This window comes from Nitrospira sp. (genome assembly GCA_016715825.1).
In the GTDB taxonomy this organism is placed as follows: Bacteria; Nitrospirota; Nitrospiria; order Nitrospirales; family Nitrospiraceae; genus Nitrospira_D.
Map to the genome: position 1 here is coordinate 474150 of JADJXO010000003.1, position 14753 is coordinate 488902.

The window sequence follows — 14753 nt, forward strand, 5'->3', positions numbered from 1 at the left end:
ACAATGTACGAAACGCACTACCAGCTGAAAACGAAGCCGTTCACGTTATTGCCCGATCCCGACTTTCTCTATTTGGGAGCCAAGCACAAGATGGCGTTGAGTCTTCTGGAGTATGGGCTCGCCAATGGATCCGCGTTCATGGTGATCACGGGGAATCCAGGCACAGGGAAAACCACATTGCTCAATCGGTTACTGGAGCAGTCCAGCCATCCATGGGTCATCGGCGTCCTCTCCAATATTCACAGCGGGCTGGGCGGGCTGATGCCGTGGATCGCCGCCTCGTTCGGCTTGGCGACGAACGGAAAAAGCGACGTCGATATCTTTCATGAATTTGCCAGATTTCTTGAGCATGAACACGGCATCGGGCGACGAGTGCTTCTGATTCTCGATGAAGCGCAAAATGCCGCAGCCGAGGTGTTGGAAGAACTCCGATTGCTGTCGAACCTTAATGATGGGCGGCGCCGATCGCTGCAGATTTTACTTTCAGGACAACTAGGGTTACAGGATCTTCTGAAAGGGCCCGGCATGGTACAGTTCGCTCAACGGATCGGCGTGGAGTACGTGCTGGAGAGTTTGTCGGAAGATGAAACCGTAGCCTACATCGATCATCGTCTTCAGGTGGCCGGCCGGCCATCGCGGTTGTTTTCGACTCTGGCCGGTCGAACCGTGTTCCGCCTCACCGGCGGAATACCCAGGTTGATCAATCAACTCAGCGACCATGCCCTCGTCTATGGGTATGCCGAGCAGGCGGATACCATCACCGGTCGCGTTATTCTGGCCGCCGCGACGGCGCGGGCCAAGCACGGGGTGTTTCCCTTCGTGTCTTCGCCCGACGAGGTCGACATGTGCGAACAGGAACTCGCCGACGAGCAACTCGAGATCAATGGAGTTGCGAGAAGCCGGGTCCAAGTTGAAGAACCTACGAGTCAATTCGTGGAGATGCAAGAGCCCGATCCTCTGAAGGTACCTGATTCATCAGAGGTGTATCGCGAAGGATTAGCACTCAAGGAATCCGGCGAATACAGAAAAGCAATCGGGTTATTCGACCGGTTGGCCGCACAGGAATCTTGGTCCGTCAAAGCGTTGGCTCAGAAAGGATTGTGCTTCCAGGCGATTGGGAAACATGACCAGGCACTCACCACCCTATTGGAAGCTTCAACCAGACGGGCGTCTACGGAGGAAGAAGGAATGGCCGTGCAGTATTTGCTGGGTCGAAGCCTCGAATCACGAGAACGGTATGAGGAAGCGTGCGAGATCTACCAGGCGCTGAATCAGGCGCAACACAACTACCGAGACGTGCCGGATCGCCTTGCTCGATTACAGCCGTCTGACCAGGCTCTTGATCTTGAACGCCGGCAGCCGAGCACCCGATTTTCGGCATTCTGGCGAGGGTGCGGACAATTTCTACGAGGTAGCCACGGTTGAGAAGGACTCATAGCGGAGCCTACCAATAATACGGCCACGGGCTCCAGTACGGAGACCAGTAGGGGCCCCAATAGGGACCAGGGCCAATGGGGCGGCGTATGCGAGGGGCCTCCTGATCGTTCTCGGTCCACACGCGCAGATTGGTGATGTGGATGAGAGGGTAGGTATACTCGGTTTCGTCCAGCGGTAGCACGATGGTACCGGCCAGCTCTCCCGTCACGGTGAGGAAGGTGCCCGGTGGGATGGTGGCCGGATCGAGGAAAGATTTCTGCAGGGCCACGAAGCGACCTTCAGACCGGCTGACGTCCATGGTCGGTTGAAGAGAAGACGTCAGCGGAAGTTGTAAGATTTCAATCCTGGTCCCTTCCTTAAGCCGCCGTGCTCCCAAGACTTTCCCGCCGAATGTAACCGACTGCCCCATGTAGGATTCTGGGGTCAACTTCACCTGCGCATAGCTGATCTGAGGTGTGCCTGACGGCAGACCGTCGCCCTGATGCTCCGATGTGGCACAGCCTGACAGGATGACTAATCCGGATAAAAAGCAAATAGACCACACCGGTTTCATGGATGCAGTATAACAGAGGCGCAAGGAGGGGCTCTATCCGTTATAATGGGCGTGGGATGTGGGCATTGATCTGTGAAAGGAGTATGGAAGATGGGTGGTCGAACGACGGCGATGTGGAAGAAAACACTATTGGTTGTGGGAGCGATCGGGCTGTTGAGCGTGCCGTTTAACGCACAGGCAGCCAAACCAGAGCTCAAGGGGAAGTTCGAAATACTCAAAGACGAAGCTTCGACGCATCAGTCGGGCAAGGTGAAAATAATCGAGTTCGCCGACTTCTATTGTCCCCACTGCCATCACTTCGAAGAGACGGGGGTCACGCTTCTCCGAAAGGAATTCGGTGACAAGGTCGAGATCACGATGGTCGGGTTTCCCGTTATTCCCGGGAAGCTCCCCACGGCCTTCGATATGTATGAGCAAGCCAAGCTGATGGGCAAGGGAGATCGGATGAAAACCGTACTCTTTCGCACCATTCACAAGGAGAAGCTCGACGGAGTGCTGGATCGTTCGATTCGGTCGCTCCTGATCAACGAGGTCGGCTTGGATGTGAAGGCGTTTGAAGCAGGGCTGGAAAGCGGCAAGCCGGCCAGGTTATTTGAAGAGGGGCGTCGATGGGGTGAACGCATCAAGGTGTCCTCGACTCCGTCGCTTCTGCTGGACGGGAATATTAAGGTCGATGGGGTGAACATGACACCGGAGAATGTGGTGACCATCGTCCGGAGCATCCTTGAAGCGGATGGGAAAAGGTAGTGAGAAGTGAAACGTAGAGTGTGAAGAGGGCTGGATGAAGATGGCCATCGATCCTATCTGCGGCATGACCGTTGATCCTGCCAAGGCAGCGGGTCAGCACGAACATAAGGGGACGACCTACTATTTCTGCGCGACGTCATGCCTGGAACGATTTCGTGCCGACCCGGAACGGGCGCTCAGCAAGAAGCCGCTGAGCCTCATTACGATGCCTTCCCCGCGGAAGCCGTTGCCGATGATGCAACCGGCTCGTCAGGGCGAGATCGATCCGGTCTGTGGGATGACGGTTCAGCCGGATTCGGCAGCGGGGTCATTTGAGTATCGCGACAAGACCTACTATTTCTGCGCGACCAGATGCCTCGACAAGTTCCGAGCCGACCCCGAGTATTATGTAACCCCTCCTGAACAGCGCATTCCAAAGCCGACTTCTGCTCCAGTTGGGGACCACGTCAAGTATGTCTGCCCGATGGACCCTGAGGTTTCAGAAACCAAGGCTGGGGCCTGTCCCATCTGTGGAATGGCGCTCGAGCCTGAGGATGTGACGGCACTGCCGACCCGCACCGAATACACGTGCCCCATGCATCCGGAGGTTGTCCAGGCCGAACCGGGAAGCTGTCCGATGTGCGGGATGGCCTTGGAGCCGCGGACGGTGACGGTGGAAGAGGCCAACCCTGAGCTTGTGGACATGACGCGCCGCTTCCGGCAGAGCGTGGCACTTGGGGCGCCAATTTTTGCCCTGATGATTTCCGAGATGTTGCCGGGTCAGCCGTTACAGCACCTGGTGTCAGGGCGAATACTTGTCTGGTTCCAGTTGTTGCTGGCCACACCGGTGGTGTTGTGGATCGGTCGACCGCTGTTCGAACGCGCCTGGTCGTCGATCATGAGTCGCCACCTCAACATGTTCACGCTCATCGGACTCGGGACCGGTGCTGCATATCTCTACAGCGTTGCGGCTACGGTGGCTCCCGGAGTCTTTCCTGACTCTTTCCGTACGCATGGAGGGGAGCTTGCCGTCTATTTCGAACCGGCGGTGGCGATCATCGCCCTCGTATTGCTGGGACAGGTGCTGGAGCTGCAAGCCAGAAGCCGGACCAGCAGTGCCCTCAAGACACTCTTGGGGCTTGCCCCAAAAACAGCTCGCGTGATCCGCCGGGATGGTCGCGAAGAGGACATTCCTTTGGAACAGGTCCAGGTCGGCGATCGGTTGCGCGTACGACCAGGCGAAAAGATTCCGGTGGACGGTGCAGTGATCGAAGGCTCGAGCACCGTCGATGAATCGATGGTGACCGGCGAGCCGATTCCAGTGGAGAAGCAATCGGGACACACGGTAGTGGGGGCTACCGTCAATGGCACAGGAAGTTTTGTGATGCAGGCGGAGCGAATCGGTCGGGAGACACTGTTGGCCCAGATCGTCCGGATGGTCAGTGAAGCACAACGTACCCGTGCGCCGATTCAACGGCTCGCCGATCTGGTCGCCGGCTACTTCGTGCCGATCGTAATCGTGGCCTCGATCATCACCTTTGCCGTCTGGGCACTCATTGGCCCGGAGCCGCGCATGGCCTATGCCTTATTGAATGCGGTCGCGGTGTTAATCATCGCATGCCCCTGTGCCTTGGGTCTGGCGACACCGATGTCGATCATGGTTGGAACCGGGCGCGGAGCGACGGCAGGCGTGCTGATCCGTAACGCCGAGGCATTGGAGACGTTAGCCAAGGTGGACGTGCTCGTTGTGGACAAGACCGGCACGCTCACGGAAGGTAAACCACGTCTGATGGCAGTCGTGACTCTTGCTCCGGTAACGGAGCATGATTTGCTTCGGTTGGTCGCAGGTCTGGAGCAGAACAGCGAACATCCCTTGGCTGCCGCAATTGTGTCCGGTGCTCAGGGTCGAGGTATCGTCCCGGCGCGGGCACAGGAGTTTCACTCTCTCACAGGGAAGGGAGTGACAGGCACAGTCGAAGACCGAACGGTGGCTGTGGGGACGGCGATGTTTCTCAAGCAATTGAACGTCGAGACGACGGTGTTGTCGGCTCAGGCCGAGCCTCTCCGTCATGATGGTCACACCGTCATGTTTGTCGCGATCGACGGCAAGCCGGCCGGGTTATTGGGTGTGGCCGATCCCATTAAGTCCACCACGCCGGAGGCCATCGACCTCTTACACAAGGAAGGTCTGCGGATCGTGATGTTGACCGGCGACCATCGAATAACCGCAGAGGCGGTGGGGCGACGGCTTCATCTGGATGATGTTCGTGCCGACGTGTTGCCCGAGCAAAAGGTGGCGGTGGTCAAACAGTTCCAATCTGAAGGGCATGTCGTGGCGATGGCGGGAGACGGAATCAACGATGCCCCGGCCTTGGCGCAGGCCCAAGTAGGCATCGCGATGGGAACCGGGACCGATGTCGCGATGGAGAGTGCCGGGGTCACGCTGGTCAAGGGAGATCTTCGCGCGATCGCACGCGCACGTCGGTTGAGTCGAGGGACGATGCGCAACATCCGGCAGAATCTGTTTTTCGCCTTTGTCTACAATGCCCTCGGGGTCCCCGTCGCTGCTGGTATTCTCTATCCCTTCGTCGGGGTGCTTTTGAGCCCCATGATCGCGAGCGCCGCCATGACGTTCAGTTCCGTCTCCGTGATCGCCAACGCGCTGCGGCTAAGGCATTTGGACTTGTAACTCCCTCAATTGCTGGCAGGTGAAAATTGTGCTAGCTTTAATCCACCATGCATTCAATGACTGATGTAACATCCTGGTCTCGCGTGGCGGTTCTGAGTTGGGCGTGCCTGTGGATGCTTGCGGCTCCCTTGTTCCATGTTCATCCTGAGGTGGAGCATCAGCATGGAGCAGGAGGACATCTCCATGGTGGAATCGCCCACATGGTGTGGTCTCCCGATTTAGACGGGGAATATGACCACCACCATGCGACCGATGGCTCCCAATACACGATTCCAAGCCATAGTGATTTCTTAGTTCATCCTGCAGCCGCTGCTGGGATTGACGAACTGGAGTTCATATACCTCATCGATTCAACCGGGCTGAAGCTTTCCAAGCCGATCGGCCCGCTTCTGCTCATAGCTGAATCCCTCGCGAGCATCATGCCTGCTCCGACTTCTTCCATTGTGCCGTCCGCTGAGAGTCCCCCTCGCTACGCATTATTCACTCATCATATTCACTCGCGAGCGCCACCTTCCCTGTCCGTCTAGCGTTCACTCTTCTCTAGGTCATGACGTTTTGTAAGCATCTCTGCGCAGCAGACATGTATTCTGCCGGCGCTCGGATCTGCTTTGGAGTACTGGTATGCGACGATACACCACATCGAGATCCTTGATGGTTGCCGCGATTGTCGTTCTAGCTGGTTGTGGCGATCGCAACGCTGACCCACCGAAGACGTTGCCTGAGGTCGGCGGCACATCGGGTTCCATTGCCAGCCATTCAATACAGCCCGCTGTCACCGTTCGATCTCGACTGAACACGCAACCTGTCATCACCCATCCGATACCGGAAGTTGTCACGGCCCCAGGTCAGGTCGCGTTGGATCTTAAGCAGGTGGCGAAGATCACCTCACGAATCGCAGGGCAGGTTGAACGCATTCACGTTCAACTCGGCGATCGAGTATTGCCGCGCAGACCGCTCGCCGCGATCGGCAGTCTGCAGCTCGATCAACTCATTGAGGAATACCTTGTCGGGAAAGCGCAAGTCGATGTTGCAGAAAACAACCTTCGACGGACTGAAAAATTGCGGGCCGCCGAAGTTGTCCCGGAGCGAAAGCTTATCGAGGACCGGGGGCGCTACCTCGAGACGGAGGCTCGGTATCAGCATACCCACGAGAAGCTTCTGAATATGGGGCTCTCCGTCTCGGAACTGACTCAGCTGGAGCGAGGCTCACATCAGGAGGGACATCGGTATACGGTGACGTCTCCGATTGCCGGGACCGTTGTGGCTCAACGTGTCGTACTTGGTCAGGGGCTGGCGCCGGGAGACGAGCTGTTCGAAGTCGTGGATACGAGCCGTGTCTGGGTTTTCGCCAATCTGTCTATCGAACAGGCCAGAAAATTCAAAACTGGAGATATCGGCATGATTACGCCCAAAGGGGCCGAGCCGATCACCGCTCCGCTCACCTACCTCGCGCCGATCGCGGACGAAGTTACCAGGACGATTCAAGTGCGCTTTGAGGTCGCCAATCCTCAAGGGCAACTGAGACCTCAGGAATATGTTGAAGTGACCCTCACGCGTCCTGGTTCAGCCACGCTGGCTGTTCCCTTGTCGGCTGTCACAGCCGTTGACCAGACCAGAGGAGTGTTTGTTGAGCGGGATTCCAGCTACATCTTCATGCCGATCACGGTTGGACGGGAAGGAAGTGGGTGGATCGAGATCCGCGAGGGCGTGCGGGAAGGTGACCGGGTTGTCGTCGAAGGCGTGTTCGATCTGAAGTCTGAACTGCTCAGGGCGCATATTGGGAGCGGGGAATGAGGCTTTGATGGATCGCTTGTTGACCCTCACATTGCGATATCGGTTCTTTACAGTGGTTGCACTGCTGGTCGTCATTGCCGTGGGACTGTGGTCGTTCACTCATCTCACGATCGATGCGGTGCCCGATTTGACACCGGTGCAGGTCCAAATCCTGACCCGTTCCCCATCGCTTGGTCCTGTCGAAGTAGAGCAGTTTGTCACATTTCCGATCGAGGCCTCGCTGAGCGGCTTGCCTTCCATGCGTGAACTTCGCTCCGTGTCACGCTACGGACTCTCGGCGGTCACAGCGATTTTCGAAGACGGCACTGACATCTATCGAGCCCGCCAGCTGGTGGCTGAACGGTTGGCTCGTGCCATGGAGCGGATTCCAGTGGAGTATGGCCGTCCGGTCATGGGTCCGCTGACGACCGGATTGGGCGAAATTTACCAATTCACACTGCAAGGTCCAGGGTATAGCGCAATGGCCTGCGTTACTCGAATGGGAAGTCGGGGATGCGACTGCGGGCCGTGCCCGGTGTGTGGTGGAGGTCAATATTTGGGGAGGAGAGCCACAGCAGTTCCATGTCGTGGTCGATCCGGCCAAGCTTCTCTCGTACAAATTGTCGCTTCGACAGGTCTTTGAGACGCTTGAAAGAAATAACGCCATTGCAGGTGGTGGCTACATTGAGCGCCAACGTGAACAATTGCTCATTCGCGGTGAAGCGCTGGTTACGCACATAGCCGATCTTGCAAAGATCGTCGTGTCTCATGGTGCCGGAGGAGTACCGATTTACATTGCCGATCTTGCGGAGATCAAAGAAGCCTCCGCTTTGCGCATCGGGGCCGCCACCGCGATGGGAGAAGGCGAAACGGTGATCGGGATGGTCCAGATGCTCGCGGGAGAGAATGCGCAACGTGTCGTGACTCAGGTAAAAGCGAGAGTGCAGGAGATCCAAAAGACGTTGCCTCCCGGCGTGGTGATCACGCCCTATTATGATCGAACTCTCTTCGTATCCCAAGTGATCCAGACTGTTCGGAACAATCTTCTTGAAGGAGGCCTGCTCGTCATTGCGGTGTTGTTCCTGTTTCTCGGCGACCTTCGGGCGGGCTTGATCGTCGCGTCAGCGATCCCTCTGTCGATGCTGATTGCTTTCACCGGCATGATACACGCGGGGTTGTCCGGTAATCTCATGAGTTTGGGAGCTATCGACTTCGGGTTGTTGGTCGATGGTTCCGTCGTGATGATCGACAATATTTTGCGACGACTGACCAACGCAAATCGGCAACGTCCAGAGGAGCGCCTGGCTCAAGTACTGGCTGCCGGACACGAGGTCATGCGCCCTATGACGCTTGCGGTGGGGATCATCATTCTTGTCTATGTGCCCATTCTGGCGCTCACCGGCATTGAGGGAAAGATGTTCCGCCCGATGGCCATGACCGTCATTATGGCCCTCGCGGGTTCCCTCTTGCTTGCCGTGACCGTTACGCCTCTTCTTTCCTTCTGGTTTGTTCGAACGAGGTCAGATCGCGGAGAACCATTCGTTATTCGGAAAACACGCGAACTCTATGCCTCCTGTCTTCGCTGGGCGCTGGCACGGCCGATCTGGCCGGTCAGTTCTGCGGTCGGAGTATTTCTCGTCAGCCTCACCATCGGATCGCAACTGGGTATCGAGTTCGTCCCCCGACTTGAGGAAGGCGATCTAGCGGTGCAAGTGTGGCGGTTGCCGAGCGTGTCATTAAGCGAGTCGATTGCGACCTCGCTGGAGATCGAACGAGTCTTGCGGCGCTTTCCTGAAGTGACACAAGTCGTGACGCGAACCGGCAGTCCGGAAGTGGCGACCGATGTCATGGGAGTAGAACTATCGGATGTATTTGTCATCCTGAAGCCGCGGCACGACTGGGTTACGGCACGTACCCGGGAGGACTTGATTGAGCAGATGAAAGCCGCCGTTCATCAACAGGTGCCGGGAGTCGGTCTCGGCTTCACGCAACCGATCGAGATGCGATTCAATGAGTTGATCGCAGGTGTTCGATCGGATCTGGCGGTGAAGATCTTCGGCCCCGACTTGGAGCTCTTGAAACAGCAGGCCGATGCCGTTGCCCGCACCTTGGAGGAGGTGCAGGGTGCAGCGGATGTGAAAGTCGAGCAGGTGTCCGGCCTGCCGCTCCTAAGGGTGGTCGTCGACCGCGAGCAGATTGCACGTTACGGACTGATGGCGGATGAGGTGCTGAGTCTTGTGCAATCGATCCGTGGAGGTGTGGTGGTGGGAACTGTCGTGCAAGGCCCTCGCCGATTCGAGCTTGTTGTACGCCTGGCCGAGCATGTGGGGCAAGATCCCAGCACATTGGGAAATCTCTTGATCCCGACGAGACAGGGCGAGCTTGTTCCGCTGTCGCGCGTGGCGAAGATTCTAGTTGATTCCGGACCGGCTCAGGTCAGTCGAGAGCACGTCCAGCGCCGCATCGTGGTGGAATGTAATATTCGGGGACGCGACCTGGGTGCCTTCATTGTAGATGCTCAACAGGCTGTTGCGCAGGCGATAGTTCTCCCTGCCGGATATGAATTGACCTGGGGTGGGCAATTCGAGCATCTTCGAGGGGCGTCACAACGCATGGCCGTCATTGTGCCCATCACGCTGTTACTGATTCTGGGCGTCCTATCCGTTGTCTTTGGGGCGATGCGCCCGGCGCTCTTGATCTTTCTGAATGTCCCGCTCGCTCTGTCGGGGGGGCTCATTGCCCTCTGGCTCCGTGGCCTGCCGCTGAGCATGTCTGCCGTTGTTGGATTCATTGCCTTGTTCGGTATTGCGGTACTCAACGGTGTCGTTCTGGTCAGTCATATTCGACGACTCGAGACCGAAGGGCTCTCACCGGATGAGGCCGTTACGCAAGGAGCCTTGGATCGATTGAGACCCGTGCTTATGACGGCGCTCGTTGCCGGTCTTGGCTTTCTCCCTATGGCACTCGCGACGAGTATGGGAGCGGAAGTGCAGCGACCGCTGGCGACAGTCGTCATCGGTGGATTGATCTCATCGACGGCATTGACCTTGATTGTGATGCCTGTGGTGTATCGATGGATTGAACAGCGGGCAGAGCAATGAATCAGTGACTTGTAACCGGATATGCCTCCGGCCAACATTCGCAGTGCAGCGTGAAGGAGGAATCGATGTCCCTAGTCAGCTCGTTTGGGCTTTATGTTCTGGCTGGGGTGTGCGAAATCGGCGGCGGGTACCTGATCTGGCTGACGCTCAGGGAAGGCCGACCGTGGCTGTACGGAGCAATAGGTGCAGCCATTCTTATTCTTTATGGAGTCATCCCAACTCTACAGCCTGCTCACTTTGGTCGTGTCTATGCGGCGTACGGTGGAATGTTTATTGTGTTGTCCCTCCTGTGGGGCTGGGGAATCGACGGAGTTCGGCCGGATCGCTATGACGTAATGGGAGCCATGCTCTGTTTGGGCGGCATGATGGTCATCATGTATGCGCCCAGGACATGAGGAAGACGTAACCACTTGGTCATCTCGAACACGCTCCGGTTGCGAAGAGTCGGCTTGTGGACAGTTCGTTCTCTCCGATCGGACATCACTCAAGCCCATCGATACTTCCCGCTGTTATGCTGACATAGCTTCGATTGTATGGCGAGTAGCCCTAAGAGATCGGTTCCTATGTCGCCTTGACTCGATACCCTGGTACAGGGTTTATCATGTGATATGAGGGTTACGACATGGCTTTGGGATTAACGATCGGACAATTTGCCAAGATGGTGGGAGTGAGTGTTCAGACCGTTCGCTACTATGAGCGATGCAATCTGCTCCAACCGACAGACCGTAAAGCCTCGGGATATCGAGTGTACAGTGACGATGCGCTAAAGAGACTACGCTTCATTAAGAATGCACAGACGTTGGGGTTTGCGCTTCGCGAGGTCAATGACTTACTGAATCTCCGAGTCAGTTCGGTCGCACGGTGTGGGACAGTTCAGGTGAAGGCTCAGGCCAAGCTAAGACAGGTAGAAGCAAAGGTGCGGGATTTGCGCGCGCTCGCGCGGGCGCTCAAAGTCTGATCCGCACCTGTCAGGCAGGGGAGCCGACCGATCATTGTCCGATTCTCCAGCGATTGGATGAGGAAACGACGTCGCGAAGGTAGTGGCCATGCGTCCGTATCGGGAACCCACTTCAGGACTCAAACCTCCAAACAACCCGGTGACGATACTCTCGATTGGTGGATTGAGCACCGCATTGCTGGCCTCTGTGTGCTGCATCGGGCCAATGGTCTTCGTCGCACTCGGGGTGGGAGTCGGGGCCACTGGATTTTGGGCCGGTACGGCTGGATGGCTCAAAGGACTCTTACCGTTTCGGCCAGCCTACATCGGCTTGACGATACTCCTATTGGGTATCGGCTTTTATCTGGCTTATAGGAAGCCGAAGTCAGCGCGATGCGCGCCAGGAGAAATGTGTGCTCAAGACCATTCAAGGCATGGAAACAGGACATGGCTTTGGATCATCGCATCGTTGGCCTTGATACTCGTTCTAGCGCCATATTGGCTGGGCCTATGATTTTCGTAATGCGGCAATGTGGGGTCTTAGAGATCATTTTGGGTCTTTCTGGAGAAGCGAAGTGACGGATAGGAGGACATGATTATGTGGAGACTCATTCGTACGATGATGGTGATCGGTGTCGTGACCGTGAGCTTGGCCGGATTCCAGGAACTTCTGGCTGAAAGCCAAGGCCAGCAGACCGTTACCTTTCAGATCGATGGGATGACCTGCGGAGCTTGCGTTAAGGACGTCAAAGCCGCCCTGGCTAAGGTGTCTGGTTTTAGCGAGATCGGATTCAGCGTGGGAAAGAAGTGGGTCGTGTTCTCTGATTATTCAGACGTCCGAGCATCGGTGACGTTTGATCCGGAGAAGGCGGATGTGAGGACGTTGATCATGGCCGTCGAGGCGGCTAGTAACCCACTATCAAAATATAGGGCACACGTGCTCGACAAATAAGCGGCGGTTAACTGGTGTCAGATTACGAAGTTGAAGGAGGCGCTGTTATGAACCAGGAGGCACATGCTCCGAACGATCTGTTTGCTGAGCTGCGGAAGCTGAGTCCCGTGGTCACCGGCGGGTTGCTGCGCATGCGGCAACAGGCGTATCGAGATGGGGCCGTGGCAGCGAAGTATAAGTTGCTTACTGCCATGGCCATTTCTATTGCGATCCGTTGCGAGCCTTGTATTCGAGCCTACGTCCGGATGGCCCGCCACCAGGGGATTAGCCGGGAAGAATTGGTCGAATTCCTCGAAGTCGCGATGACGATGCAAGGTTGTCCCGGTGAGGAATGGGCTCTCAAGGCCTATGCGGCCTATAAGGTCTGTATAGACGGTCAGACGGGTTCAGAGGCGTCAACTTGTTGTAAGAATGACCATAGGAGACAGACAGATACGGAAGGTGATCATGAATAGGTATGCCGGTAGATTTCTTCTCCTCTCCCAGAGGAACAGTAGATTTGTGCGGTGCCGCTGATCGAGTGATTGTGTATTAGAAATGCCGTTGACGGTTGAGGTGGACGAGGGATAGACTAACACCATGCGATTAGGTTCCCATCACTCCCGATCTTTTCTCGCCGCGAGTATCGCAGTGTTCCTGTTGGCATTCAGTTTCAATGCCTACGCCTGTCTCCTGCCGTTGGCGGGGACTACCGATGCCTCAATGGCCAACGGTTGTTCAACTCCTGTCGAACAACCTAGTCGGCAATTATGTGACGCCTTCAAGATCTTGGGAGTCGAATCCCAGGCTCAGTCGTCATCGTTGCTCGTGGACCATCATTGGTCGGCAGACCATGCGTTGCCTACGCTTCCGACGGTGAGCCCTCGGCTCGTACGAATTTTCAGTCTATATCGCAATTTTGAATCGAGTTCTCCTCCGCATCAGTCTCTTCCAAGCACAGTGCTTCGTATCTGATCTCTCCGGTTCTTCCTTATCCCGTTTCATCATCGCGTCATCTGCCCAGCGCTGGACCTCGGCTCATCCAGTCGTTTCTTCTGTCGCAAGACGGGGTCTGAGATCCGCGACAAGTGCGGGCAGGAAAGCTTTTGGGGAGGGCCGTCACATGACTCTTTCAATTCGATTTGTGTTGTTGACTATAACAGTCGTGAGCATGACCTTCGCGACAGGTGGCCGTCAGGTTGTCTATGCCGTCGATCAGGCTGCACAACCGTCCTTGGCGTTACGGGACTTGATCCAGGAGGCCCTAGAGAGAAATCCAGAGCTTGTCGCGGCGCGCAAGCAATGGGAAGCTGCCACGAATCGGATTGTCCAGGCTCGGTCGCTGGAAGACCCTACGCTGTCAGTCCACTTGTGGAATTTCCCGCAGACCTTCAATGTCACGAGGGCGGACAACAGTATCTTTGGTCTTTCCCAGAATCTTCCGTTCCCCGGCAAGCTGGCTCTGAAAGGCGAAATAGCAAGTCGGTCGGCCGAGATCACCGAGCAGGCGCTGCGCGCGAAGGAGCGGGAACTGGTGGTCCGGCTCAAACAGGCCTACTACGATCTGTTTCTCGCGCACAAGGCGATCCAGATTCATCATGAACAGGTCGAATTGCTCAGGCAGTTCGTCGAGATTGCGAACGCGAAGTTCCGGACCGGCAAGGGATCGCAGGCTGATGTGCTCAAGGCTCAGGTCGAGCTGTCTGTGTTGCATCAACAACTGCCCGTTCTGGAACAGCGTCGCCAGACCGCTGCAGCACTGCTGAATACGCTTCTGGACCGCGATCTCCTATCACCTCTGGGCATTCCTCAGGAGCCGTCTCTGCTGCCGATCGACACCACCATCGACGAGCTGCACCGTCTCGCCTTGAACGCCAGACCGGAATTAAAAGCCGTTGAACTGGCGGTGCAACAGAGCGAGCAGTCTCGCGCGCTGGCCCAGCGTCAGTACTACCCGGACTTCAATGTGACGTTTCAGCGCTTCCAGAATTTTCAGGCCCATGACGGATTTGGCGCCTACGTCGCGATGACCGTGCCGTTCGCCTTCTGGACCAAACCGAAGTATGACGCAGGTGTGCGAAGCCGCGGCATCGGTCGCAGCCGCGCGGGCACAACAGCACCAAATGGAAAACCTGACTCGTTTTCAGGTCAACGACCTGTTGGCGAAGGTCCGGGCGAGTGAACAGGTGGCCAGGCTGTATCACACCACGATCCTGCCCCAGGCCGTGCAGAACCTGGAAGCGGCGCGAGTGGGGTATCGAACGGGAAAGAGAGGGTTTCTGGATCTTATTGATACGCAGCGGGCCTGGCGAGGATTTCAGCATGAGTACTACCGAGCGCTGGTTGAGCGGAAGCACCGCCTCGCGGAACTCGAACAAGTAATCGGAACCGGCCTGAACGGAAACAGCTAAACAGGGAGGACTAGGCCATGAGCCAAAGCATCGGCAAAAAGAGTCTTGTTGTCGGTATCGCAGTAGCCAGCCCCTTCGTCGGGGCGATCACCGGATACTTCGCCGCGCATCGGATGATGAGCGATATGTCGGGGATGCAAAGCAGTGGAGAGATCGAAGGGTCATGGTATGGAAGGTATGCCGATGGAGGGCGCG

14 protein-coding genes and 1 pseudogene are annotated in these 14753 nt (G+C 56.7%); 14 read left to right on the top strand and 1 reads right to left on the bottom strand.

Annotated features, from left to right (window positions below; translation table 11 throughout):
* Positions 1-3 precede the first annotated feature (3 nt).
* Complete coding sequence (locus IPM58_11965) at positions 4-1425, top strand: AAA family ATPase (GenBank protein MBK9307775.1); 1422 nt, start codon at positions 4-6, stop codon at positions 1423-1425.
* Between the two features lie 19 nt (positions 1426-1444).
* On the opposite strand, the gene IPM58_11970 is transcribed toward IPM58_11965, so the two are convergent.
* A complete protein-coding gene (locus IPM58_11970) occupies positions 1445-1990 on the bottom strand; it encodes a Slp family lipoprotein (GenBank protein MBK9307776.1) in 546 nt (181 codons plus the stop codon).
* A gap of 111 nt (positions 1991-2101) precedes the next feature.
* Between IPM58_11970 and IPM58_11975 the strand changes: the two genes are divergently transcribed.
* From IPM58_11975 to IPM58_12035, 13 genes and pseudogenes are all read left to right on the top strand, one after another.
* On the top strand, positions 2102-2737 hold the full coding sequence (locus IPM58_11975) for a thioredoxin domain-containing protein (GenBank protein MBK9307777.1): 636 nt from the start codon (positions 2102-2104) through the stop codon (positions 2735-2737).
* A 40-nt stretch (positions 2738-2777) separates the two neighbouring features.
* Positions 2778-5405, top strand: a complete 2628-nt coding sequence (locus IPM58_11980) for a heavy metal translocating P-type ATPase (GenBank protein ID MBK9307778.1) — start codon at positions 2778-2780, stop codon at positions 5403-5405.
* 56 nt (positions 5406-5461) lie between these two features.
* Positions 5462-5932 (top strand): hypothetical protein, encoded by a 471-nt coding sequence (locus tag IPM58_11985; GenBank protein MBK9307779.1) that lies wholly within the window; start codon positions 5462-5464, stop codon positions 5930-5932.
* A 94-nt stretch (positions 5933-6026) separates the two neighbouring features.
* The gene (locus IPM58_11990) at positions 6027-7199 is read left to right on the top strand and encodes an efflux RND transporter periplasmic adaptor subunit (protein MBK9307780.1); all 1173 of its coding nucleotides are present in this window, start codon (positions 6027-6029) and stop codon (positions 7197-7199) included.
* A gap of 7 nt (positions 7200-7206) precedes the next feature.
* Positions 7207-10279: pseudogene (locus IPM58_11995) on the top strand (efflux RND transporter permease subunit).
* Between the two features lie 65 nt (positions 10280-10344).
* Positions 10345-10674 (top strand): YnfA family protein, encoded by a 330-nt coding sequence (locus IPM58_12000; GenBank protein ID MBK9307781.1) that lies wholly within the window; start codon positions 10345-10347, stop codon positions 10672-10674.
* 227 nt (positions 10675-10901) lie between these two features.
* On the top strand, positions 10902-11237 hold the full coding sequence (locus IPM58_12005) for a heavy metal-responsive transcriptional regulator (GenBank protein MBK9307782.1): 336 nt from the start codon (positions 10902-10904) through the stop codon (positions 11235-11237).
* Between the two features lie 88 nt (positions 11238-11325).
* Positions 11326-11730 (top strand): mercury transporter MerT, encoded by a 405-nt coding sequence (locus IPM58_12010; protein ID MBK9307783.1) that lies wholly within the window; start codon positions 11326-11328, stop codon positions 11728-11730.
* Positions 11731-11838: 108 nt separating this feature from the next.
* A complete protein-coding gene (locus tag IPM58_12015; GenBank protein ID MBK9307784.1) occupies positions 11839-12168 on the top strand; it encodes a heavy-metal-associated domain-containing protein in 330 nt (109 codons plus the stop codon).
* 47 nt (positions 12169-12215) lie between these two features.
* Entirely contained in the window at positions 12216-12623 is a 408-nt protein-coding gene (locus tag IPM58_12020) for a carboxymuconolactone decarboxylase family protein (protein ID MBK9307785.1), read from the top strand.
* A gap of 647 nt (positions 12624-13270) precedes the next feature.
* Positions 13271-14329: a TolC family protein gene (locus IPM58_12025; GenBank protein ID MBK9307786.1), complete on the top strand. Its 1059-nt coding sequence runs from the start codon at positions 13271-13273 to the stop codon at positions 14327-14329.
* Positions 14211-14558, top strand: coding sequence for a TolC family protein (locus IPM58_12030; GenBank protein ID MBK9307787.1), 348 nt, complete (start codon positions 14211-14213; stop codon positions 14556-14558). The genes IPM58_12025 and IPM58_12030 overlap by 119 nt, the downstream gene beginning before the upstream one ends.
* 17 nt (positions 14559-14575) lie before the next feature.
* Positions 14576-14753 (top strand): hypothetical protein (locus tag IPM58_12035; GenBank protein ID MBK9307788.1); only part of this gene is annotated, 178 nt, incomplete at its 3' end.

Excerpts from the sequence above, each read along its gene's own strand:
- IPM58_11965 (MBK9307775.1), top strand. The coding sequence starts at position 4 with ATGTACGAAACGCACTACCAGCTGAAAACGAAGCCGTTCACGTTATTG.
- IPM58_11970 (MBK9307776.1), bottom strand. The coding sequence starts at position 1,990 with ATGAAACCGGTGTGGTCTATTTGCTTTTTATCCGGATTAGTCATCCTG.
- IPM58_11975 (MBK9307777.1), top strand. The coding sequence starts at position 2,102 with ATGTGGAAGAAAACACTATTGGTTGTGGGAGCGATCGGGCTGTTGAGC.
- IPM58_11980 (MBK9307778.1), top strand. The coding sequence starts at position 2,778 with ATGGCCATCGATCCTATCTGCGGCATGACCGTTGATCCTGCCAAGGCA.
- IPM58_11985 (MBK9307779.1), top strand. The coding sequence starts at position 5,462 with ATGACTGATGTAACATCCTGGTCTCGCGTGGCGGTTCTGAGTTGGGCG.
- IPM58_11990 (MBK9307780.1), top strand. The coding sequence starts at position 6,027 with ATGCGACGATACACCACATCGAGATCCTTGATGGTTGCCGCGATTGTC.
- IPM58_12000 (MBK9307781.1), top strand. The coding sequence starts at position 10,345 with ATGTCCCTAGTCAGCTCGTTTGGGCTTTATGTTCTGGCTGGGGTGTGC.
- IPM58_12005 (MBK9307782.1), top strand. The coding sequence starts at position 10,902 with ATGGCTTTGGGATTAACGATCGGACAATTTGCCAAGATGGTGGGAGTG.
- IPM58_12010 (MBK9307783.1), top strand. The coding sequence starts at position 11,326 with ATGCGTCCGTATCGGGAACCCACTTCAGGACTCAAACCTCCAAACAAC.
- IPM58_12015 (MBK9307784.1), top strand. The coding sequence starts at position 11,839 with ATGGTGATCGGTGTCGTGACCGTGAGCTTGGCCGGATTCCAGGAACTT.
- IPM58_12020 (MBK9307785.1), top strand. The coding sequence starts at position 12,216 with ATGAACCAGGAGGCACATGCTCCGAACGATCTGTTTGCTGAGCTGCGG.
- IPM58_12025 (MBK9307786.1), top strand. The coding sequence starts at position 13,271 with ATGACTCTTTCAATTCGATTTGTGTTGTTGACTATAACAGTCGTGAGC.
- IPM58_12030 (MBK9307787.1), top strand. The coding sequence starts at position 14,211 with ATGACGCAGGTGTGCGAAGCCGCGGCATCGGTCGCAGCCGCGCGGGCA.